The following is a 21,487-nucleotide window of genomic DNA, read 5'->3' as shown; positions in this document are numbered from 1 at the left end:
GTGGGCATCCAAATAGCATTCAACAAAATATATTTAATACTATTCAAATCAACATACTCACCTAAATTCTTTTTTGTAACACTGCGTGCATATAAAATTTCAGTAGCTTTCACTCAGCTAGTTCCCAATCTATAAATTCAATTGAATCTATTTTCCGAAGTTTAACTTCTTTCGTTTTACCTAATTCATGAAAGCGATCTGGATCATTATAATAAGGTGCAAGTGTAACTGATACACTCCCCAATTTATAATGATTCATCAAAAATACTGCAGGACCTATTTGACTACCATTCTTCAATTGAATTCTAACGAGTTCACCCGTTTTTAATCCATTTAAAAATGTATAGTCATTATGTAGTCTTTATTCTTGTTTTTTTCCAAAATAATACCTATTTTGAAACTAATCAGCAATAATACAATGATAAAAATAATCTTTAACCATATACTTAGTGCTGAAATAGAAATCATCGAAAATATACCAACCATAATAAATTTACTTAAAATTTCAAATATTTTATAATTCATATTTTAACCTCAAATCATTTGTATCTGATTAACCGTTATTCGTATTTCTGCTAGTTCCAAGTCAAAATGCGTATCGAATTGATGTGCGATATCTTTTTGCAAAGCCAACATAGCATCTGGTATTGAGTAATCTATCGGACCTTTTAAAGCTACTGTAATATCTACAGATGGTAAAGGTAATTGCTGATAGTGAATTTTGCTGGACTTTTCAATATAAGAATTGAGGTCGCAAGTAATTTTCAGTAAATCAGTAAATGCTCTTTTTTGAATAGTGATTGTTTCATCATGAAAATCTGGTTGAACTATCGTGGTTTCTCCTATTTTTTCACGCTTTGGTGTGAAAATTTCAACACCCTTTTGTATAAAGCGTTTAAAGAAATTTTGTTCTACCTGCTTCAATGGAATCGGCATAATATGCTTACCTTCTGTTTTACGTATAAACTGCGCAAGCTTCATCTCACCTGAGGAACGTAAATCACTAATATAATAAAAATGAGCAATACTCCCACGTTCAAGTCTCTTAGCAATTTGCACTGTCATTTTATCGGAAGTACCAATAAGCAGTAATTTCTGCGGTTGATGTTGATCTATTGCATCTTGAACGTCTTTTAAATGCTCTTCATCCATGAATATCGCACGTTTCACAGCTTTAAAAGGAGACTTCTCAAATTTCGCAGATATCCCTGCTACCTTTTCACCGTTCATGATAAGTAGTCCATCATCGATAATAGCTTCGATTTGATGTGTATGTGCAAACTCAAGAGCAATCGAGCTTTTTCCTGTTCCACTTGGTCCACTAAGTGAAAATATCTCCATACTACACCTCCAATGAAATAACTTCATTTCTAATACTTGATTTATATTGGTTCTATTTACAGTTCATTAAACCATTTATTTTAGCATATTAGCAATTAATCCGAGGATGTTATGAAAAAATTAAAACATCTTAGTTTCATTTTTGATGGCATTAATTTTATTGAACATCCAAATCTCTTTCCTCGATATATTTCTCTTTAGCTGTTTTTTCTTTATCTAACTTAAAATCATGTTTCTTCAGTCTATTGTTCACTTCATTAAGTATAAATAACCCTCTAATCAAAACACCAATTAAAACACCGAAACCGATTATTATAGCTAAATCTCCGAGCGCTAAAAAGGCGATTAAACTAGCTATAATCCCCATCAATATGAATATCGTTAGCTTCATACTAATCTCCTTATAATACATTTTTTTATTATTATACCAAAATATCAATACTAGCTCTATTTAAACAAAAAGGCACTCAATTATTTACATTGAGTGCTAATCATTACTTTAATATGAATTTCTCTAAAGCTTTAGCAACACCTTCATTGCTGTTTGTATCTGTAATATGTTGAGCTATTTCTTTAACAGCGGGAACTGCATTGCCCATTGCAATTGGTAACCCAGCAAATTTTAGCATCGTTAAATCATTCATGGCATCTCCTATAGCCATGACGTTTTTAAATGTCACATTCAATGAATTACTTAATTCCCTTAATGCATTGCCCTTATTTGCAGTACTTGAGTTCACTTCAACATTTTGCAGAAACGATGTTGTAATGTTGTATCCAAGCTCATCTAGTTGATCCCACATTGCAGCCCGTTCCTCAACATTTTTAAAAAATAGATTAAATTTGTCGATTGGTAGTTTTCGTTCAATTATAAAATCATGTATATTAGGGACAGGAGTACGCGTTTTGATTATAAAATCCGCGAAGTCACCTGCGCCGTATTCTATTGGGCGATCATAACAATGTTGACTTATATAGGCTTTACCATCCGCAAACGCTTCTATACGTAAATCTATCGGCTTAAGGAATTGCATAATTTGTAGCGTTTGTTCAAACGTTAATGTGTCTTCGTATATTTTTTGTTGTGTTGCCAAATTCCATACAGCTGATCCATTCCCGGTGATTGCATATTTGACAAAAGGTAAATCCAGAAAGACATCCTGTAATTCATCTAGCGTTCTTCCTGTACAAATAGCAACTTCTACTTTGCGGTCAACTATGTTTCTAATTGCTTCAATAGTTCTTTCTGTTAACTGTAATGATGGCGTTAAAGTAGTACCATCCATGTCTAAAGCTATTAATTGAATACTCATTTCTTTTCCCTCTATTCCATTTTTGCTATTAATAATGAATTGAATTATATAGATTTTCAATATTAGAACAACCTTCAGTATGATAATATTGAGTCATATGATTGATTAGTTAAAGGAGCTCCATTATATCATGTCTAAAATTGTTTCATATATGTTAAATCCATTTTGTATTACCATTGTCGTCGTATTAATAATTCTATTCGGCAATCAAGCATTGGGTAAATACGCAAATAAATCTTACTCCCTTGCTATTGTATTCTTAATGCTTATGATTGCATGTATCATTTTTGTCTTTTATTTAATAAAGGAATTCAGATTAAAGTCAAAAACTAGGGTAGTTGAAAATGAGTAAAAGCTAGCATATGCTAGCTTTTTTATTTCATATTAAAAAACCTCTCGCCATTGTGCATTATTTTTCAAATAAGTATCTAGTGCTGGATATCTTGCACAATACGCAAAGCCTTGGGGTGGTGAAAACTGGTACATTTCTTTTAAAATATTTAGTGGAATAGCCTCACTTAACTCATATAATTGTAAAATGGGATAGGCATATGTATATTTTGAATTCCCCTCATTAAATGATTGATCACCGTTACCAATCTCTTTTACTTTATCCGGAAAATGAACCGGTGGATCGACTATGGCACAATACTTCAAAGATGAACTAGGTGCAGACTCATAAATCCAGAAATATTTCACTGGTAGCTTCGGGATCTTTGATCGAAACTCATTGACTTTTTCTCTCGATTTTATCAGTTTGCAATATGGCGGTTTAATGCTAATGAAAATTCCATTTGTCATTTTACTTCCCTCCTCCCTCCATATTACAATAAAACCCTCTACTAAAAGTAGAGGGTAAAGAAAACTAATACTTAAATTGACTCACTAAAAGCTGTAGTTCCTCTGCCATTTTAGACATCGTTTCTGCTGATGATGTGATTTCTTCCATTGTAGCAAGTTGTTCCTCTGATGCAGAGGCAACTAATTGCGTTGTACTAGATGAGTTTTTTGCAATACTCAAGTTATCTTCTACTGATGTATATACTTTATTAACTGCATTATACATATTCTTTGCAATTAAATTAACTTCTTGAATTCTCACTGTCACTTGGTCCACCGATTGCAGGATCTTCTCAAAGCCTTGTTTAGTTTCTTCTACGACTAGCATACCAGAAGCTGTTTCCTTAGTTCCAAGTTCAATTGCTTTTATAGCCTTTTCTGTTCCTTTTTGTGTTTGTAAAATCAAGTCAGAAATTTGTGATGCAGACACTTTGGACTGTTCGGCTAATTTCCTAACCTCATCTGCAACTACCGCAAAGCCCTTGCCATGCTCACCCGCTCTAGCCGCTTCAATTGCAGCATTCAAAGCTAGTAAATTTGTTTGTTCAGAGATTGCTGTAATAACAGCTACAATATTACCGATTTCATTTGATTGCTTGCCCAATTCGTCTATAGAATGACTAGCATTTGAAGTAGCATTATTTATTACATCCATTTGATGAATAACTTTTTGTAATGTATCATTACCGTTTAATGCTTCTTGACTTGTTTCTTTCGCTACTTGTGTAACTGTTGTAGATTCGTCTACAACTTTCTGTAGATTAGCACGAACATTCTCAATTGACTTGAAACTAATTTGTGACCCATTTTCTTGCATCTCAGCACCTTCCGCAATATCATGAATCGATTGCGCAATCTGACTCGTAGCTTCAGTTGTTTGTTCAGCATTAGCTGTTAATTCCTCAGAAGCTGCTGCAACATGTACTGAGGAATCAGCCACTTGCTTCATCATTTTACGCAAACTTCCTAGCATTAGATTAAAGGAATGTGCTAATTCACCTGTTTCATCTTCCGTTTTGACAATAAGTTCTTGTGTAAGATCTCCTTCACCTTCTGCAATTTCCTTTAACTGAAGATTTATTTGTTTTATAGGTCTCACAAGTGCTCTAGTTAATAAAATACTACCAAGAATTGCAATTGTACCTCCAACTAATAATGCCAATACTATTTTCATCACTAAACTCTTCGTGATTTCATTAATTTTCGTAATAGGTTCACCTATAAACCACATGCCAATCACTTTACCAGAGGCGTCTTTAATTGGTTGATAAACTGTTACATATTTTTCACCAACTACATCTGCAACCCCTACATAGGTATTACCTTTCTTGAGAACCTGATCAACAACAGTTTCAGATGCTTTTGTACCAATAGAACGTTGACCATCTACTTCTATATTTGTTGCAATACGTGTATCTCCATTGAATATCGTAACTGCACCACTTAATGTTTTGCCTATTTCATCGACTAAAGCCGTATCATTCGTAAAATTATGCTCTCCTTTATACAGGTCTCCACCTTTAATAGTCCAATCTCCTGTGAATCGGTCATTTACAATAGTCCCTCCTAAAGTTGATGCCTCCATTGCTCGGTCTTCAAATGTTTCCATCAGGGACTTCTCAATCTCCCATTTTGCTACTACTGTGATCAGAATGCATAAAAACAAAATAACAAAAACTTGTAACACATTGAATTTCATACCGATTTTAATATGCTTTAGTTTGTTCAAAAAAACCTCTCCTGTCATGTCATGTTATTCAATTTTATTTTTTAGAGCTTAATGCATGATAAAGGTCTTTATTAACTTCATAATAATACTAATTATTAGATAATTATATATATTATAGTAAATAGGCATTAAATCATAGTAGGTTTATTAATTAATTTTGACAATAAAAAAACACCTATCTCTCACACTCATAGAAAAGAGATAGGTGTTTAATAATGCTGCGTTTTTTTACACTTTAAAACGTTGCGTTAATGTCTGTAATGCTACTGCTTGCTGACTTAGTTCTTGAACAACACTATTTATTTCTTGCAATGTTGCATTTTGTTCTTCAATCGCACTTGCAATATTGGTAGATTGAGTTGCAGCAATTTCTGCATTTGACGCAATCTCTTCTACAGATGCTGTTACTTCTTCGGTTCCAGCAGATAATTGTTCTGAAGTTGCAGTAATATCTTCTAATTGCTTTGTCATTTGAGATACTGAGTTCACAATATGACCAAATGACTCACTCGCATTATCAATTACGTAAACACCTTGGCTGACATTCTTAAGTCCTTCTTCTACTGAAGCTGCAACGGTTTTTGTATCATTTTGGATTGTTTGCGTTAAATGAACAATTTGTGATGCAGACCCTTTTGATCCTTCAGCTAGTTTACGTACTTCTTCTGCCACTACAGCAAATCCTTTACCATGCTCCCCTGCACGTGCCGCTTCGATTGCAGCATTCAATGCTAGTAAATTCGTTTGATCTGTAATATCTGTAATCACTTTTGTCATTTCTTGAATCTCAACCGTTTGTGTCGTTAGCTTTTGTATTAGCTCATTTGTTTCGTTTGTCGAATTTGAAATGACATGCATTTGCTGTTTTGCAACTTCTAAAATCTTTGTTCCATCACTTGCTATTTTTGTAGTATCGACAGCATGATCAAATAATAGTTGCGAAGCTTCAGCAATTCGCCCAACACCGATTGCTGTTTCTTGCATAGCAATTGCGCTATCCTTCGCTATTTCAACAGAATCGACAGATCCTTTAGAAGTTTGTTCAACACTATTTGACACTCCTTCTGCTGCTTGTGAAACTTCAGTAGTGCTTGCTGATAGCTCTTCAATCGCAGCACTTAATTGACTCGTATTATCTGAAATACTAGTGATCAATTCTTTTAAATAGCGCTTCATTTGATTGAAGGATACTGCTAATTGACCGACTTCATCTTTACTCTTAACATCAAAATCCGAATGTGTTAAATCTCCAGTTGCAATTAGATTAGAACCTTTTACAATTGCCATTAAAGGATTAACAACTGTTTTCTTAATAAATACGATGAAGAAAATTGCTAGAATGATGCTAAGTAATGAGATGATACTTGCTAGACGCATAGCTTGTTCTGCTATTTTATGAACACCTTCATTCGCTTCATCTAATTCTTTTTGCTGAAAATCCATAATTTCAATAGCAGATTCTAGAATCTTTCCATTTGCTACCGAACCAACTTCTGTCATTTCTTTATAAGCAACGTCTTTATTGCCTTTTTCATATTCTGAAATGACCAAATCTGCAGATTTATCAAATTTTTCTTTATTTGCATTGATATCAGACATATATGTATGCATTTTATCCGACATTTCTTTACTCTTTAAATCACTTATTGATTGATTAAGCTTTTGCTGATAATTTTGTAAATTCCTTTTTTCTGTATCATTACCTTCTATTAAATAAGAACGTAAATACAAACCTTGCGCAGCAAGATTGAATTGAATATCATTCGCTAATTGGATTTTTTCAAAACGATCTTTCGTTACTTCATCGAAAGCATCTTCAACTGTTGATAAACGATTATAGTTAAATACTAAAATCACTAACATCATGACAATCATTGTAATAAAGCCTAAACTAATTTTCTTTTGAATAGACATTTGTCTAACCCCTCGCATCCCAAAATTAAGTGAACATATTAATATACAAGAACTCGACTTAAATTGTCGATTTCTATGTATATCACCAACATAACTATAGCATTATGATTAGTCATAATTACTGATTCAAATGAACCAACAATTGGTTATGTTATTTAATTTTTTTTAAACTAGAAGGACTATAACTGAATCTTTTGAATTATAAATAAGTTAAATTTTTCATTGGTAATTGTTTCTATTTAATTTTAATAGTAATATTCTGTTATCTTAATTTAAAAGCTATACATAGTAAGTTTATAAATCTCTTCATATATAATAGCTCTTTTTTAGCCTTCATTTTCTATTCATGAAATACTCCTTCATTATATCGTTGTATTAAATAATTTTTCAGAAACTCTCTACAGCTATTTGAAAGCTCACTTTTTGCAGGATGAATGACATCTCCATAGGGTAATTCCCCTACAAAACGCACCATCCCAGTAAATTCTCTTTTCAATTCATCATCGTAACCAGAGAATTTTACAAAGCACGTTTGAGGTCCATTATGTACAAAGTCAACGATCATTACTTTATGATTATTCATATTCCCACCACTTCCACATTTAATTGCATGTTTAAAAGTAACGGTCCATTGCGCTTAAAATACGCAATGGACCATTTTTGATTGTTGCCCTTTTTCGTAGTTCCTTCATTACACATTCTTACATTTTGATTCTCTTTTGTGTAAACCCATCGTTCAATATAACTGCTCGATACAAGAAAATCAATAAATTGACCTCCACCTTATCTTAAAATCACTATAGGTGTAGGTAACTTGGACAATTTTATCATCTCCAATATAGAAACTTATACAGTAGTTATATTTAGAATCGCACTTAACTAATCCATCATTTTCGTATACAGATCAGTAATAGTTAGACTAAAAGTTTTGTATTAACCAAAATGGAACTCTATTTTTAATAATAACAACATAAAAGCTGGCGTTAAATCTGAAATTATACATTAATTCATAAAAAAATACTTTGAAACATATAATTTAAGGAGTAAGTAGTTTACGAAAAAAGTATATTAATGTAGAAATATAGAGAAATATAGAGAAAATTCAGTAATATGTTACATAGTTATTTCGAACTATTTTTAATATTCTGAAATTATATTTTTTATTATATTGATAACATAATAAATATCCACGTTAGTATTTTTCTTTCAAATATATTAAATTACTATTTTTATTATCATAAAAATACCACAAACTCACTTTGATAATTCAACGCACTAAATCTACCAATGTTACTATTAAAAAGTTATTACCCTAATAAAATATATAAATGGATTTTATTTGTTTCTATGGAATTCTTTTTTTGTTATATTGAAATTAAGCTTTTCACAAGGGCTTATTATTTTAGATAAGGGGGATTTAAATGGCTAAAAAGAAAAAGTACGTACTGTTTACTCTTTTAGCAATCATTTCATTGATCTTAGCTGCATGTAATTTTGGGGGAGAAACAGCTAAGGAAAAAGATGAAGGTGATAAAGGCACTGGAAATGAAGTGCAAGAAAAGAAAAAAGCTTTAAATTTAGTGATTGCTTCTGAACCACCTGCAATGAATCCGCAGTTGGCTACTGATACAACTTCTGGGAATATTTTATTAAGTCTTTTTGAAGGTTTAACTAGACTTGATAAAGATGCAAAATATGAAAAAGCATTGGCTGAAGATATTCAAATTAGCGATGACCAATTGACTTACACGTTTAAATTACGTGATGCTAAATGGACAAATGGTGATGCTGTTGTTGCAGGTGATTTTGAATACGCTTGGAAATGGGCTTTAGATCCAGCTAATACATCTGAATATGCATCTCAACTTTACCCTATTAAAGGTGCTGAAGAATTTAATCTTGGTAAAGGTTCTGCTGATGACATTGCTATTAAAGTTGTAGATGATAAAACATTGGAAGTTACTTTAGCAAATCCTACTCCTTACTTCCTTGAGTTAACAGCATTCCAAACTTATATGCCTATTAATAAAAAGGTAGCTGAAGCAAACAAAGAATGGTACGCAGATGCTGGTGAAAACTACGTTACAAATGGTCCATTCAAATTAGCTGAATGGCAACATGATGCCTCTCTAAAATTAGAAAAAAATGCTGATTATTGGGATGTTGCAAATGTTAAATTAGACGAAGTAAATATTGGCATGGTTGAAAAAGAACCTACTGCTGTAAGTATGTTTAAAGCTGGTGAAATTGATTATTTAGGTTCTCCGTTCCAAACCGTTGCACTGGATTCAATTGATGAGTTCAAAAAGAGCAACCAATTAACAATTCAACCATTAGCTGGTGTTTATTGGTACAAATTAAACACTAAAGGGAAATACACGAAAAATGCTAATATCCGTAAAGCTTTAACATTAGCTATTAACCGTGAAGAATTAATTACTAATGTAACTAAAGGCGAACAGACACCTGCTTTAGGCATGGTTCCTACTGCTGTTGCTGGTTTTGAAGAAGACCGTGGCTATATCAAAGATAATGATATTGAAGGTGCAAAAGCTGCACTTAAAGCTGGTATGAAAGAGCTTGGTATAAAAAAAGCATCTGACATTGAAATCGGCATTTCAATTAATACAAGTGAAGCACATAATGCGATTGCACAGTTCATCCAAGAAGGCTGGAGTAAAAACTTAGGAATCAAAGTAAAAATTGATAACGCTGAGTGGCAAGTATTTTTAGATAAGTTAACAAACCTAGATTATGAAGTAGGACGTATGGGTTGGATCGCTGACTATCGAGATCCTTACACATTCCTAGAAATGTACTCTACTGCTGATAACGGCAACAATGATACTGGATGGGAAAATCCTAAGTACAAAGATTTGATGAAAAAATCAGTAGCTGAAAAAGACCCTGCAAAGCGTCTTGAAATTTTAAAAGAAGCTGAAGGAATTGCAATGGGAGAATTCCCGGTTGCACCTATCTACTACTACACTAGCCTTTTTGTTAAAAAGGATACTGTAACAGGTATGGAACCTGACCCAATCGGTAATGTCCAGCTTAAAAGAGCAGATATCACTGAATAGTACGCACGCAGTACACGCTGGATAAACTGTTAGATATTCTATCAACAGCAAAGAGCTGCCTCATAGTCGTTTATTCGGCTTATGAGACAGCTTTTTTTCAACTAAACTCTAAGAAAAAAAGGAGGAGTTTCATGTGATTAAATACATTTTAAAAAGACTAATGTACATTTTGCTTGCTCTTTTTGTCATTATTTCTGCGACATTCTTTTTAATGAGATTGGCTCCAGGAAGTCCATTTGCAAGTGAGCGTAGTTTTCCACCTCAAATTGAGAAACAATTAGATGCAAAGTATGGTTTAGATAATCCTTGGTATATCCAATATAAAGATTATCTAATCGATTCAGCTACATTCGATTTTGGTGAATCAATGAAATATAAAATGCGTTCTACAAATGATATGATTTCAGAAGGATTCCCTATCTCTTTAACATTGGGAATTGAAGCCATGCTACTTGCTGTGGGACTAGGCATACTTTTAGGTGTCATTTCAGCACTTTACCACAATCGTTTTCCTGACTATTTAGCCACTACAATTGCCGTTCTAGGAATATCAATCCCGTCCTTTGTATTGGCTGGTTTAATGCAGTATTTCATTGCTTTTAAACTAGGATGGTTCCCAATCAGTGGTTGGAAAGGATTTATCTATAGTATTTTACCTGCGTTCGCCATTGCCTTGACACATATGGGTTACATCGCCAAACTTACACGATCCAGTATGCTTGAGCAAAATAATAGTGATTATGTCAAAATGGCCCGAGCAAAAGGAATTGGCAAATGGACAATCGTATTCCGACATACATTACGTAATGCCCTGTTGCCTGTCGTTACATATATTGGACCTTTAACAGCTGGTGTTGTGACGGGAAGTTTTATAGTAGAACAAATTTTCGCAATTCCAGGACTTGGTAAACACTTCGTTACAAGTATTTCGAATCGTGATTACACAGTTATTATGGGAACTACCGTGTTCTACTCTATCATCCTTTTACTTGCGGTATTTATCGTAGATATTTTATACGGTATTATCGATCCACGTATTAAGCTGAGAGGGGCGAAAAAATAATGCCACAACAATTAGAAAAAATCGAAAAAGAAATGTTTGAAATTGTCGGTGGAAGACATGATGAAAATGAAAAGCTAGCAAAGAAATCTGTTTCTTTTTGGAAAGAGGTCTTCATCCGATTTGCTCACAATAAATTAGCTATATTCGGTTTAATAGCACTTATGATTATTTTATTAATGGCTATTTTTGTACCCGTATTTTCACAATATAGTTATAGTGAACAACTAGGAATATACAATAAAGCTCCATCAGCAGCAAATTGGTTTGGTACAGATGATTTAGGAAGAGATGTATTTGTCCGTGTTTGGGAAGGTGCAAGAATTTCTTTGTTCATTGGTATAACAGCTGCTGTTATTGATTTAATTATTGGGGTATTGTGGGGTAGTATTTCAGGTCTAGCTGGAGAACGTGTAGATAATATTATGATGCGTATTGCAGATGTTCTAACTGCAGTCCCTTATTTACTTGTTGTAATCGTGTTATCAGTAGTTTTAGGAAATGGAGCTTTTGGAAATGGTTTGATACCGATGATTATCGCACTTTCTGTCACTGGATGGATTAATATGGCTCGAATAGTTCGTGGTGAAGTACTATCCATTAAAAACCAAGAATATGTCTTAGCTTCACGTACACTTGGAGCTAATACGAAACATTTAATCATTAAACACTTAATTCCAAATGCATTAGGCGCTATTTTAGTCACAATGACATTAACTATTCCAACTGCTATTTTTACAGAATCTTTCTTAAGTTATCTTGGCTTAGGTGTATCAGCACCAATAGCAAGCTGGGGTACAATGGCTTCTGAAGGAAACAATGCTATTACAAATGCGCCTTGGAGACTAATTTTCCCTGCGATAATGATTTGTACTACTATTTTTGCTTTTAATGCAGTTGGCGATGGCTTGCGCGATGCACTAGATCCAAAATTACGTAAATAAGGAGGTTGAACAGAATGAGTGAACCAATTTTACAAGTAAAAGATTTAAGAATCCATTTTAAAACGTTTGCGGGTGTCGTACAAGCTGTCCGCGGTGTAAATTTTGAATTACATGCCGGAGAAACACTTGCCATAGTAGGCGAATCTGGCTCGGGTAAAAGTGTTACAAGTAATGCCTTGATGAAACTGATTCCAGAACCTCCTGGTATTTATGAGTCTGGTGAAATCATCTTTAACGGTCGTGATTTAATCCCCCTATCAGATAAAGAAATGTCTAAAGTACGAGGCAATGATATCTCTATGATTTTCCAGGATCCTATGACATCATTGAATCCAACTATGCGTGTCGGTAGACAAATTACTGAAGTCATTTTAAAACATAAGAATGTTTCAAAGTCTGATGCAAAAAAACGCGCAATCAAATTATTAGATCAAGTAGGAATCCCAATGCCTGAAAAACGCTATAAACAGTTTCCGCACGAATTTTCTGGTGGTATGCGACAACGTGTTGTGATTGCTATTGCCCTAGCTGCAGAGCCTAAACTATTAATTGCTGATGAACCGACAACTGCTCTTGACGTAACAATCCAAGCACAAATTTTAGAACTTATGAAGGAAATTCAAGAAACGAGTAATACATCGATTATCTTCATCACACATGATTTAGGTGTTGTTGCCAATGTCGCTGATCGAGTGGCAGTAATGTATGCTGGACAAATTGTTGAATATGGCACTGTAAATGAAATTTTCTATAATCCTAAACATCCATACACATGGGGATTACTCGGTTCTATGCCAGATATTGATAGTAATTCAGATGAATTATTACGAACTATTCCAGGATCACCACCTGATTTAACTAATCCTCCTAAAGGGGATGCATTTGCAGCTCGCAATGAGTTTGCTTTGGCAATTGATTATGAAAAAGAACCACCTATGTTCCAAGTTAGTGAAACGCATTTCGCTAAAACATGGCTATTGCATCCTGATGCACCTAAAATTCCAATTCCTGAAGCTGTAGCAAAACGAATTGAAGGCTATTTAGGAAAGGAGAATGTGCTATATGGCGAAAAAACTATTAGAAATTAAAAACTTAACTCAATATTTCGGTTCTTCAAAAGAGCCAGTAAAAGCTGTTGATGGCATTAGCTTCGACATTTATGAAGGTGAAACTCTTGGTCTAGTAGGAGAATCTGGCTGTGGTAAATCTACAACTGGCCGCTCTATTATTCGCCTATATGATATAACCGATGGACAAATTATCTTTAATGGCAAAGATGTTCATAGTAGTAAATCAGTAAACGAAATGAAGCAATTTAACCGCCAAATGCAAATGATTTTCCAAGATCCATATGCTTCACTGAATCCTAGAATGAAAGCTGGCGAAATTATTAGTGAAGGCTTTGATATTCATGGTCTTTATAAGAACAAAAAAGAACGCCGCGAAAAAGTAGAATCTTTACTAGAAGCTGTTGGTTTAAATAGAGAGCATGCAAATCGCTATGCTCATGAATTTTCTGGAGGACAACGACAACGGATTGGTATTGCTCGTGCGTTGAGTTTAAATCCAAGCTTTATCATAGCAGATGAACCGATTTCTGCACTTGATGTATCGATTCAAGCACAAGTTGTAAACTTATTAAAACAGTTACAAAAAGAATTTAATTTAACTTATTTATTCATTGCTCATGATCTTTCTATGGTGAAATATATTAGTGACCGTATAGCAGTTATGTACCGCGGGAAAATTGTTGAAATTGGTTTAGCAGATGATATCTATCATTCGCCTGTCCATCCATATACGAAATCACTACTCTCAGCTATACCATTACCAGATCCAATATCAGAATCAAAACGTACACGAATTCCTTATGTACACGAAGAACTAGATGAAAGCGCTTCATTTTATGAAATTGCTGACAAACATTTCGTTTATGGTACAGCTGCATCCGTAAAGAAATGGCAAAATACTTAATAATACGAAAAAGCCACCGCTCATTATATGAACGGTGGTTTTTCATTATGTTAGTAGCAATAGTACTAGTTTTCATTCACAGCTGTTCCCTGCTTCACTTTACGCCATTTTGAGCGTAATTCCCAAACAGTGATAAGTAATACGAGCCAAACAAACCCATTATTGAAGCTAATACCACTTGATGATTCACCACCGAGCAGTTGCATCACAATTATTGTAAAAATGATATAACCTACTAAAAAAGCATCCCACTTAAATTCGTCTAATGCATTACTGTTCGATTGTTTTGTCGGCAAAAAACTAATGACAAGTAATATTAATATTAAGATTACGATCGGTTTTTTCGGAATCACTGAAAATATCTCCAATTGTGAGAAATATTCCATTACAAATAGTAAAGTTAATCCACTTAATATAAAAATATGTTTCGTTGTTAAAAAGGACATGACAGCTATCTCCTATTTTTCTTCTAGTATATCAAATTCAACCAATTGATATTAAATTATTTGCGACCATTGGTGAATTATTCTATATCTAGAAGTATGAAATTCATAATCTCAATTCGTACTTCATATGGATCTTTGTTTTTCACAATATTATCATCAAAAAAGACGTACAGCATCGTTATAGTTCAATGCCATGCGCCTATTCTTATTTTCTATTTAGATTCAATTACAACATCTTTAGCAACGATAGAAAAATCAGCTAATGGGCTATCAAATAAAACACTTAGTCTAAAACCGCCGTCAACTATCGATATCTCTTCGTACAACCACCAAGAGCCTTCTCTGACTTGTGCGGTACTAGTAAATTCACTAACACCAATAAAAGTAATCGTTAACATATCCGTTTCATGATACGTATTTTCTAAATTCAACTTAATTGTACATGTTTGGTCAGAATATCTTTCTATTGATTGGATTATTGCGTCATGGAATGAGCTATCAAATAGATCACTTACGGTTTTAGAAAGTTTACTTTTAGCTGCAATAAAATCTGCTGCACTGCTTTCGAATTTTTTATTGGTCAAATCATCAAAATGCTCCAGCCAGTTTTTTGCCATGCTTCGCAACTTATTACTTGTGGCCCCTTCGATAATAGAGCCATCTAATACATATGGATGGAACTCTTCAGGTAAAAATTTTAACAACTTATCTCGATCACGTTGTAATTCCATTTTTCTTTCATGTTCTAAATCTATGCCATACTCTCTATAATAAGCTTTTTCCTCCTCCCAATCGCCCATGGTAACAAGGAAAAATAAATAATTAGATAACTGATTTTCTTCAAACCACTGTTTTGTAAAATATTTCATAAATCCAGTCCCTTCCATTAGTACATCTTTTATAAACTTGTGAAAAAAACATAGATAAAGTGATTGATAAAGCTAAAAAAAGATATGGGTAAATTCTGGGGTTATTATATAGACTAACGAGGTGTCTATAATTCTATTTTATATTTACATATATTATTATACATCCTTTATTTTCCTTGTAAATATAAAATTTATTAAAATTTGGTAATAATGTAAAATCATTATTTAAAACGTTCACAAAATAGTGATATTATATTGAGTAATTTATAATGGACAAATTCAAATATCAGGTAATTGTGATATGATAAAAGTAACTTTATTGGGAGTGTCATTCGACTATATCCAATATGGTTTTAATCTGTAGGGGGTTTTTATATGAGCTTATTTAACATTAAACACACAGAAGGTATTCACAGCATTACAGATGTCAAAAAACATAAGAACAATATTGAATTACATACGATTACGGGTGAAGAATTATATATCGTAGCCTTTTCTGATGAAACATACACGGTGTATGATGATCGCTTTGCGGGTGCTTCAAAACAAATGAATTCAATTGAAGCTTACGAGATTGATGGAAGCTTCCGAAACTTAGACTTCGATGCAATGCGTAGTCTATTTTCAAATTCATTTGATCGCCTAATGGATGAGCTTTCAACTTATGTAGGGTCGAATAAACTTGTCAATCTGGATGATGTAAAAGAGGAAATTACGAAGGAAATAAAAGGTATTCACTTTAAAATCATTACAGACACAAAGAAATATCAATATTAATTTTGTAAAGCTGCTACCCTTTTGGTGCAGCTTTTTCCTTTTAATTGTAGTTTTGTCTTCACAAATTAAACAATTTCGTATAAAATAATATTATTCCAATAAGAAAGGTTGGTTTTCAGTTTGAGTACCGTTCCTTTTATTCCAAGACCATTAGTTCGTGTAAATCAATGGACTATACTTTTAAGCGTTATTTTAACTTGGATTACAGGTCAGCCTTGGATTCTAGCCATTCCTTTATTGGCAAATTTACTTGGTTTGATTTTTAATTATAATCCCATTATGAAATTTGCTCGTCAATTTTTGAAAAAAGAACCTTCTGCTTATATACCTGAAGATGTTGGCCAACAAAAGTTTAATTCATGTATAGCTATTGCTTGCTTATTTCTTGGCTTAATTGGCTATTTGGCTAATTGGTCAGTACTTGCATATACATTTACGATCATGGTCGCTGTTGCTTCTTTTATAGCTATATTAGGGTTTTGTATCGGTTGCTTTATTCTTTTTCAACTCAAACAATTTAAGTATCGAATCAGTAAAACTTAATCTTATGAAAAATGATTATTTATGATAAATGCGCCATAGAAAGAGACCACTTTAAAGCGGTCTCTTTCTATGGCTTAATTTCATTCTTTAATTAATGATTTTACTTAGCTTTTCCCATCGAAAAGCCATCAAATAGACGACCACCATAAGGTTCAATTACCATTTCACATAAATGAATTACTTTACTTTTCTCAGCCGTTTTATAATACGTATCAAATGCATCAACAAATTTCTCGGTAAACTTTTCATCATAGTTCTTTAATGCTCGAATTATCCATTTTGAAGATCCTATCCACTGAACATTAGTTCTTAACACAAATTCATGAATAAGCTCTGCTAATGCGTTAGCAATAAAGATTTCTTCTGCACGATTTTTACAACCTATAAAATCATCTAATACATCTGTTATAAAATAACGCTTTGTCGTAATGATTTCTTCTGACCATCTTTCAGGTCCTTTATCTAATATCTCTTTGGCTTCTAGCTTTATTGATTGTATAATACCTTCATCTTTTAATATAATCCCTTCCCATAACATCCTTTGCATAGAAGGCTTAGCAGCTTTGTAGTCGAGTTCAAAAAAGTATTTGTAAGACGTTAAATTATGTACAAAAACTTCTATTGGCCAACCAAATTCGATCAACGACTCTCTATAACTTGAATTTAGACTGCTATCAAATACGACTATGTCAAGGTCAGATGTATCTGTTCCCTCTCCTCTGACAATACTTCCGGCCAACACCGCTCCTTGACAATTTGGAAAATACTTTTTGATAAATTGATGTGCTGCTGCAATTGGACTTAATCTCTTCAAATCCCCCATTATCATCACCTCTGTTCAAATAAAATTTTTATATTAAATTCCATATTAACTAATAAACGATTAAACTACTAGAAAAAATTCCAAAAATAAAAATATTCCAATAACAAAGTCAAAAAAAAACGATTAATACTCAAAAATGAGTAAACCGTCTTTTCAAGAAACCTTATTTACTTTTTTATAGATACATTATATTTGTCTAAAGTCTCTTCTAAACTTTTCAAATACTTCTCAGACATGCTTTTATTCGTAACATAAGTAGTCATATAAAATTTATCTTGCTCATCTGCATATGATACCAAGCTTTTGTATATACCTTTTTGATAACCGATATAGTTATTGAAGGCATGAAAAATTTCTTTTTCGGCTTCAGTCTTAGGAGATATTTCGACAGTTTTCAAATAAGTCAATTGCTGATTTGCTAATTTTAGAAATTTTTCTCGATTATCTGCATTCTTTAAATAGGAATCATCATTAACAACGCTATTTACAACACTGTGTATTTCTTCTTTAGATGTTGGCAATTCCACTTTTAATACTGCTTCTACGCTTTTCTTAAAGTCATTTGAAACTTTTGCATCAGCCTCAGCAACAACCCCAATAGTTTCAACCTTCTTGGCTGTCTTATCACTACTACACCCTGTTATTAATATAGAACCTGCCATTAATACTGAGAGAAATAAAAGAATTTTTTGCTTAGTAAATTTGCGCATGAAATGCCTCCTAAAGTTATCTTTAATTTTAAATATTTCTAATACTAATGTATTATTTTAATCATTTTAAAACTGTAAGAATTATTCATTATTACTAAAAAACTTTGTATAGTAACAATTTAAACTTACTCTTATATTTAAGTGTCACCTTTTTCTAATTTTTTTAATCCTCTATCCAATAATTCCAATATATTTTGTCTGAAGCTCTAAGAATTACCTGTTGTATATAGTTATGCCACATTTTTTACTTTCTACTCCTTATTTGTCTACATTTTTCCTTTTCTTCTATTATGTATATCAATAAAAAAACTGCCTCATTTTACATGAAGGCAGCCTTTAATTTTACGCTATATAAGTACATTGCACTTGTATCCCCTTTTACTTCAAATATACAGTTAGTTATTAACCTCGAGTCTCCATAAACGATATGTATTTTGTTCAAAGTATCACTCCTATTCGTTTTCTATTTTAGCCATTTCACCAGAGTATGGATAAAACAAAATGCGATTTTCTTTTTCGCCCTGTCGACCAACAATCAAATAGCAATCTGTGTGGAATGCAAAGGCATCAGTGTTATAAATTGTTTTACCACTCTTTTCTGTTATTACTTTTACACCATATTTGTCAGCGACCTTCACTTCTGCATCAGCAAGTGTATATAATGGCTTATACAATTTAAAGCTGATAATTAATAAAAGGACGATGATGATACTGGAAATAGATAAGCGAGAACTAATGCGATAATATTGATTCTCTTGACGTTGTGATATGTAATAGATGCCCAATCCCATTAATAAAACAATAGGTATTGCTGTTAATCTTCCTAAATAATCTATAAACAAATAAGGCCTTGATCCAATGTAAAAATATACTGCTATTATCAATAATATTATTGATGTTATTGGTAACATCTTCTTTTTCAATTCTCTCACTCCATTCAAAATAAATAGGTACAGCATTTTCTTTCACCATTCTAACAATACGCATTTCATTTTTCTTTATAAGTATGCATGTTTTTCTCACTAATGTTGACACTAAGTCCATTCTTTCTCTATTTGGAGTGATAAACATTACTATAAATTTAGGTACGATACCTCTCAATAGTGCCATAATGTCTATTTCGATAGGTGTCGGATTACTGTTAATAGTTCGATTTATGAAGCATTTAAAGAGATCTAAGATTGGACAGCTAGAAGGTTGGTCAATTGGGTTCGCAATCCCAGGTTTTATTTTAACAATAACTGGAGCGCATATGTCTTTAAAATCTCCTTTATCTAAAATAGATTTTCCTTATAATAATATTATCTTTGGCGAACCTTCATTTGCTTTTGGTGTTTTATTGTTAGCAGTAGCAATTCTTCTATGGAGAAAAGCGAATGTTTTCGCGAAAAATAACATTGATTATATTGATTCAATGACTATTTCTCGAATATTAATGAAAGAGGCACCAATATTGCTAAAACCACTTTCTTATTTTACATTTGCATTGGGTTTAGCACTTATATCTATTGCCATTGCAAGTATCCGTCTTCAATTATTCTCAACTTTCAATGGCGAACTAATAACTAGTTCCTTTACCAAATACCCTTTAGTTGAAGGTCTTTTCATATCCGGTTTATACGCAATAATAGGAATTGGCGCTATCTTGTTACCTTTTACTTTAAAACAATATGCAAAACCAAGTTTCTTCAAAGTCATGATCACTTGTTGGCAAATCGCAGGGATTGCCTTTATTTTATTTGGAATGATGAATTATTTTACACTTAGCGATCTAATAGTCCATTTAATGGGCAAATAAAAAACGTAGTAGACATTATATCTACTACGTTTTTATTTATGCACCTACAAAAAGTACACATTGACTGATTGCGATGAAAAATGCTGGATTTTGAATTGGCGAATCCTCTTCAATCTCTAGCTCTATCAAGAACTCATCACCTTCTGTTGCCCTCCAACGGGCAATATCTACACCATCAAGTGCAAAGCGGGACCAATCTTCCATTTCCTTATGTATCATCATTTTCAATTGTCCATCTGTAATCACAAGGTCTGGAATCAATTCTTTCCAACCGTCGTAGGCAAGCATATATTTTTTTTGTTGTTTTAAATCTAATGCTTCATAAAAAACTTTTCCTTTACGAGTGACCTTTTTACAAGTGAAAAGTGGTTCGTCCTGCATATCAAAAACGTCATACCGTAAAAAATAGCGATAATCCATTACTTTATCTAATATACGCTTTAAACTATTTGAGTAGTGACGTTGAAATGTGAATACAGCTTGACCTGACTCATCAGCAACTGTAATTTTTGGTGTTGTTTCAATTGAATTAGGGTGTAAATAAGTATATCTTTGCATCATTTGCTCCTTTAAATCTAAACGTTTCATAAGTAAACTATAGCATTTTCAGGGCAGTAACGCACTTACTGAGTTAATAAAGATACTCTTTTTTTCTTTACAGCATCTTCTAAAATATCAAAAAAACCGTTATCATCTACCACTAAATAATTTTGTTCATTATCGTCCACGTGTATGATTTTATTAGATGTATCCACAAACATACCATAGTACCCACTTACAAAAATCTTTATGATGTAATTGTAATCTGGGTTTATATTTGAATCCACCATTTTCAATTCTTTAAATTTCGCGTTTTCAAAAGCCTTTAGAAGTTCTTTTTGTGTTTCTTCCGAAATTTTAACCTTTGCCAACGATGGTACTTTTTCAACTGTTATATATGAATCTTTATCACTAAAATCAACTCTCCAAAATAAATCCTTCACAGATAAACTTGTTTTCTTTACCTTTTCAGTTGAAGGTGTTTTATCAGGCTTAACACTTTCTAAAGACTTGTTTTGTCCATTTATATATATACCCATCCCAACTAAAACGACTAGAACTATAGTTATTACAAAAGCTTTTCGCTTACGCATAAATTCCTCCCCAATCCTTCTTTTTTCTTTTTACTAATCATAGCAAAATTATCACTTTAATGTGTAAAACATTTCCAATTACATTTTCAATATTCAGTGTAAATTTTCCTTTATGTAAAAAGGTATTATTAGTTGGGAATTTTGCGTTGGCAAATCAATTTGCTCTTTCATTTTAGTGAAATATAATCAAAAA

General features: G+C 32.8%; 25 protein-coding genes. 9 read left to right on the top strand and 16 right to left on the bottom strand.

Features of this window, described 5'->3' with window-relative positions; genetic code table 11:
* Positions 1-109: 109 nt before the first annotated feature.
* The 4 genes from MHH85_RS07960 to MHH85_RS07945 all read right to left on the bottom strand — a co-directional run bounded on the left by MHH85_RS07960 (position 110) and on the right by MHH85_RS07945 (position 2,654).
* Positions 110-259 (bottom strand): hypothetical protein, encoded by a 150-nt coding sequence (locus tag MHH85_RS07960; protein WP_157059160.1) that lies wholly within the window; start codon positions 257-259, stop codon positions 110-112.
* Positions 260-534: 275 nt separating this feature from the next.
* Entirely contained in the window at positions 535-1,341 is an 807-nt protein-coding gene (locus MHH85_RS07955; protein WP_340706586.1) for a hypothetical protein, read from the bottom strand.
* A gap of 157 nt (positions 1,342-1,498) precedes the next feature.
* Positions 1,499-1,732, bottom strand: a complete 234-nt coding sequence (locus tag MHH85_RS07950) for a hypothetical protein (RefSeq protein WP_340706585.1) — start codon at positions 1,730-1,732, stop codon at positions 1,499-1,501.
* Between the two features lie 103 nt (positions 1,733-1,835).
* Positions 1,836-2,654, bottom strand: coding sequence for a Cof-type HAD-IIB family hydrolase (locus tag MHH85_RS07945; protein ID WP_340706584.1), 819 nt, complete (start codon positions 2,652-2,654; stop codon positions 1,836-1,838).
* Positions 2,655-2,784: 130 nt separating this feature from the next.
* Here MHH85_RS07945 and MHH85_RS07940 point away from each other — a divergent pair, with 130 nt between their 5' ends.
* On the top strand, positions 2,785-3,006 hold the full coding sequence (locus tag MHH85_RS07940) for a hypothetical protein (protein ID WP_340706583.1): 222 nt from the start codon (positions 2,785-2,787) through the stop codon (positions 3,004-3,006).
* 32 nt (positions 3,007-3,038) lie between these two features.
* Here the strand turns inward: MHH85_RS07940 and MHH85_RS07935 are convergent, their stop codons facing one another.
* The 4 genes from MHH85_RS07935 to MHH85_RS07920 all read right to left on the bottom strand — a co-directional run bounded on the left by MHH85_RS07935 (position 3,039) and on the right by MHH85_RS07920 (position 7,720).
* Entirely contained in the window at positions 3,039-3,455 is a 417-nt protein-coding gene (locus tag MHH85_RS07935) for a hypothetical protein (RefSeq protein ID WP_340706582.1), read from the bottom strand.
* A 64-nt stretch (positions 3,456-3,519) separates the two neighbouring features.
* On the bottom strand, positions 3,520-5,223 hold the full coding sequence (locus tag MHH85_RS07930) for a methyl-accepting chemotaxis protein (protein WP_340706581.1): 1,704 nt from the start codon (positions 5,221-5,223) through the stop codon (positions 3,520-3,522).
* Positions 5,224-5,451: 228 nt separating this feature from the next.
* On the bottom strand, positions 5,452-7,137 hold the full coding sequence (locus MHH85_RS07925) for a methyl-accepting chemotaxis protein (RefSeq protein ID WP_340706580.1): 1,686 nt from the start codon (positions 7,135-7,137) through the stop codon (positions 5,452-5,454).
* Between the two features lie 340 nt (positions 7,138-7,477).
* Complete coding sequence (locus MHH85_RS07920) at positions 7,478-7,720, bottom strand: hypothetical protein (protein ID WP_340706579.1); 243 nt, start codon at positions 7,718-7,720, stop codon at positions 7,478-7,480.
* Between the two features lie 838 nt (positions 7,721-8,558).
* On the opposite strand from MHH85_RS07920, the gene MHH85_RS07915 reads away from it, so the two are divergent.
* From MHH85_RS07915 to MHH85_RS07895, 5 genes are all read left to right on the top strand, one after another.
* On the top strand, positions 8,559-10,217 hold the full coding sequence (locus MHH85_RS07915; RefSeq protein ID WP_340706578.1) for a peptide ABC transporter substrate-binding protein: 1,659 nt from the start codon (positions 8,559-8,561) through the stop codon (positions 10,215-10,217).
* A 133-nt stretch (positions 10,218-10,350) separates the two neighbouring features.
* Complete coding sequence (locus MHH85_RS07910; RefSeq protein ID WP_193739875.1) at positions 10,351-11,280, top strand: ABC transporter permease; 930 nt, start codon at positions 10,351-10,353, stop codon at positions 11,278-11,280.
* Complete coding sequence (locus MHH85_RS07905) at positions 11,280-12,221, top strand: ABC transporter permease (RefSeq protein WP_340706577.1); 942 nt, start codon at positions 11,280-11,282, stop codon at positions 12,219-12,221. Before MHH85_RS07910 ends, MHH85_RS07905 begins: the two co-directional genes overlap by 1 nt.
* 14 nt (positions 12,222-12,235) lie before the next feature.
* Positions 12,236-13,309 carry an ABC transporter ATP-binding protein gene (locus MHH85_RS07900; protein WP_340706576.1) on the top strand — a complete coding sequence of 358 codons (1,074 nt, stop codon included), beginning with the start codon at positions 12,236-12,238 and terminating at the stop codon, positions 13,307-13,309.
* Positions 13,284-14,195: an ABC transporter ATP-binding protein gene (locus MHH85_RS07895; RefSeq protein WP_340706575.1), complete on the top strand. Its 912-nt coding sequence runs from the start codon at positions 13,284-13,286 to the stop codon at positions 14,193-14,195. Before MHH85_RS07900 ends, MHH85_RS07895 begins: the two co-directional genes overlap by 26 nt.
* 65 nt (positions 14,196-14,260) lie before the next feature.
* Here the strand turns inward: MHH85_RS07895 and MHH85_RS07890 are convergent, their stop codons facing one another.
* Both MHH85_RS07890 and MHH85_RS07885 read right to left on the bottom strand, forming a co-directional pair.
* Complete coding sequence (locus tag MHH85_RS07890; protein ID WP_340706574.1) at positions 14,261-14,641, bottom strand: hypothetical protein; 381 nt, start codon at positions 14,639-14,641, stop codon at positions 14,261-14,263.
* Between the two features lie 212 nt (positions 14,642-14,853).
* Positions 14,854-15,510: a DUF4085 family protein gene (locus MHH85_RS07885; RefSeq protein ID WP_340706573.1), complete on the bottom strand. Its 657-nt coding sequence runs from the start codon at positions 15,508-15,510 to the stop codon at positions 14,854-14,856.
* Between the two features lie 375 nt (positions 15,511-15,885).
* On the opposite strand from MHH85_RS07885, the gene MHH85_RS07880 reads away from it, so the two are divergent.
* Together MHH85_RS07880 and MHH85_RS07875 are read left to right on the top strand one after the other, a co-directional pair.
* Complete coding sequence (locus tag MHH85_RS07880; protein WP_053415656.1) at positions 15,886-16,287, top strand: hypothetical protein; 402 nt, start codon at positions 15,886-15,888, stop codon at positions 16,285-16,287.
* Between the two features lie 120 nt (positions 16,288-16,407).
* Positions 16,408-16,830 carry a DUF4395 domain-containing protein gene (locus MHH85_RS07875; protein ID WP_340706572.1) on the top strand — a complete coding sequence of 141 codons (423 nt, stop codon included), beginning with the start codon at positions 16,408-16,410 and terminating at the stop codon, positions 16,828-16,830.
* Positions 16,831-16,930: 100 nt separating this feature from the next.
* Here MHH85_RS07875 and MHH85_RS07870 read toward each other — a convergent pair whose 3' ends face one another.
* From MHH85_RS07870 to MHH85_RS07855, 4 genes are all read right to left on the bottom strand, one after another.
* The gene (locus tag MHH85_RS07870) at positions 16,931-17,653 is read right to left on the bottom strand and encodes a nucleotidyltransferase domain-containing protein (RefSeq protein WP_340706571.1); all 723 of its coding nucleotides are present in this window, start codon (positions 17,651-17,653) and stop codon (positions 16,931-16,933) included.
* 167 nt (positions 17,654-17,820) lie between these two features.
* Positions 17,821-18,363, bottom strand: coding sequence for a hypothetical protein (locus MHH85_RS07865; RefSeq protein ID WP_340706570.1), 543 nt, complete (start codon positions 18,361-18,363; stop codon positions 17,821-17,823).
* 319 nt (positions 18,364-18,682) lie between these two features.
* Positions 18,683-18,805: a hypothetical protein gene (locus tag MHH85_RS07860; protein WP_340706569.1), complete on the bottom strand. Its 123-nt coding sequence runs from the start codon at positions 18,803-18,805 to the stop codon at positions 18,683-18,685.
* 10 nt (positions 18,806-18,815) lie between these two features.
* Entirely contained in the window at positions 18,816-19,286 is a 471-nt protein-coding gene (locus MHH85_RS07855; protein ID WP_340706568.1) for a hypothetical protein, read from the bottom strand.
* Positions 19,287-19,474: 188 nt separating this feature from the next.
* Here MHH85_RS07855 and MHH85_RS07850 point away from each other — a divergent pair, with 188 nt between their 5' ends.
* Positions 19,475-20,161 carry a DUF981 family protein gene (locus MHH85_RS07850; protein WP_340706567.1) on the top strand — a complete coding sequence of 229 codons (687 nt, stop codon included), beginning with the start codon at positions 19,475-19,477 and terminating at the stop codon, positions 20,159-20,161.
* 36 nt (positions 20,162-20,197) lie between these two features.
* Here the strand turns inward: MHH85_RS07850 and MHH85_RS07845 are convergent, their stop codons facing one another.
* Together MHH85_RS07845 and MHH85_RS07840 are read right to left on the bottom strand one after the other, a co-directional pair.
* The gene (locus MHH85_RS07845; protein ID WP_340706566.1) at positions 20,198-20,719 is read right to left on the bottom strand and encodes a tubby C-terminal domain-like protein; all 522 of its coding nucleotides are present in this window, start codon (positions 20,717-20,719) and stop codon (positions 20,198-20,200) included.
* Between the two features lie 65 nt (positions 20,720-20,784).
* Positions 20,785-21,294: a hypothetical protein gene (locus tag MHH85_RS07840; RefSeq protein WP_340706565.1), complete on the bottom strand. Its 510-nt coding sequence runs from the start codon at positions 21,292-21,294 to the stop codon at positions 20,785-20,787.
* Positions 21,295-21,487: the final 193 nt, after the last annotated feature.

Origin of the sequence: Viridibacillus sp. FSL E2-0187, from assembly GCF_038006425.1 — a bacterium.
Lineage (GTDB): Bacteria > Bacillota > Bacilli > Bacillales_A > Planococcaceae > Viridibacillus > Viridibacillus arvi.
The sequence above is the reverse complement of the archived record's forward strand: the minus strand, read 5'-3'. Positions and strand labels throughout refer to the sequence as shown.

Coding starts and splice junctions, on each gene's coding strand:
- MHH85_RS07850 (WP_340706567.1), top strand. CDS start 19,475: ATGTCTATTTCGATAGGTGTCGGATTACTGTTAATAGTTCGATTTATG.
- MHH85_RS07865 (WP_340706570.1), bottom strand. CDS start 18,363: ATGCGCAAATTTACTAAGCAAAAAATTCTTTTATTTCTCTCAGTATTA.
- MHH85_RS07895 (WP_340706575.1), top strand. CDS start 13,284: ATGGCGAAAAAACTATTAGAAATTAAAAACTTAACTCAATATTTCGGT.
- MHH85_RS07955 (WP_340706586.1), bottom strand. CDS start 1,341: ATGGAGATATTTTCACTTAGTGGACCAAGTGGAACAGGAAAAAGCTCG.
- MHH85_RS07845 (WP_340706566.1), bottom strand. CDS start 20,719: ATGCAAAGATATACTTATTTACACCCTAATTCAATTGAAACAACACCA.
- MHH85_RS07885 (WP_340706573.1), bottom strand. CDS start 15,510: ATGAAATATTTTACAAAACAGTGGTTTGAAGAAAATCAGTTATCTAAT.
- MHH85_RS07925 (WP_340706580.1), bottom strand. CDS start 7,137: ATGTCTATTCAAAAGAAAATTAGTTTAGGCTTTATTACAATGATTGTC.
- MHH85_RS07890 (WP_340706574.1), bottom strand. CDS start 14,641: ATGTCCTTTTTAACAACGAAACATATTTTTATATTAAGTGGATTAACT.
- MHH85_RS07920 (WP_340706579.1), bottom strand. CDS start 7,720: ATGAATAATCATAAAGTAATGATCGTTGACTTTGTACATAATGGACCT.
- MHH85_RS07840 (WP_340706565.1), bottom strand. CDS start 21,294: ATGCGTAAGCGAAAAGCTTTTGTAATAACTATAGTTCTAGTCGTTTTA.
- MHH85_RS07905 (WP_340706577.1), top strand. CDS start 11,280: ATGCCACAACAATTAGAAAAAATCGAAAAAGAAATGTTTGAAATTGTC.
- MHH85_RS07870 (WP_340706571.1), bottom strand. CDS start 17,653: ATGGGGGATTTGAAGAGATTAAGTCCAATTGCAGCAGCACATCAATTT.
- MHH85_RS07880 (WP_053415656.1), top strand. CDS start 15,886: ATGAGCTTATTTAACATTAAACACACAGAAGGTATTCACAGCATTACA.
- MHH85_RS07935 (WP_340706582.1), bottom strand. CDS start 3,455: ATGACAAATGGAATTTTCATTAGCATTAAACCGCCATATTGCAAACTG.
- MHH85_RS07915 (WP_340706578.1), top strand. CDS start 8,559: ATGGCTAAAAAGAAAAAGTACGTACTGTTTACTCTTTTAGCAATCATT.
- MHH85_RS07945 (WP_340706584.1), bottom strand. CDS start 2,654: ATGAGTATTCAATTAATAGCTTTAGACATGGATGGTACTACTTTAACG.
- MHH85_RS07950 (WP_340706585.1), bottom strand. CDS start 1,732: ATGAAGCTAACGATATTCATATTGATGGGGATTATAGCTAGTTTAATC.
- MHH85_RS07940 (WP_340706583.1), top strand. CDS start 2,785: ATGTCTAAAATTGTTTCATATATGTTAAATCCATTTTGTATTACCATT.
- MHH85_RS07900 (WP_340706576.1), top strand. CDS start 12,236: ATGAGTGAACCAATTTTACAAGTAAAAGATTTAAGAATCCATTTTAAA.
- MHH85_RS07960 (WP_157059160.1), bottom strand. CDS start 259: ATGAATCATTATAAATTGGGGAGTGTATCAGTTACACTTGCACCTTAT.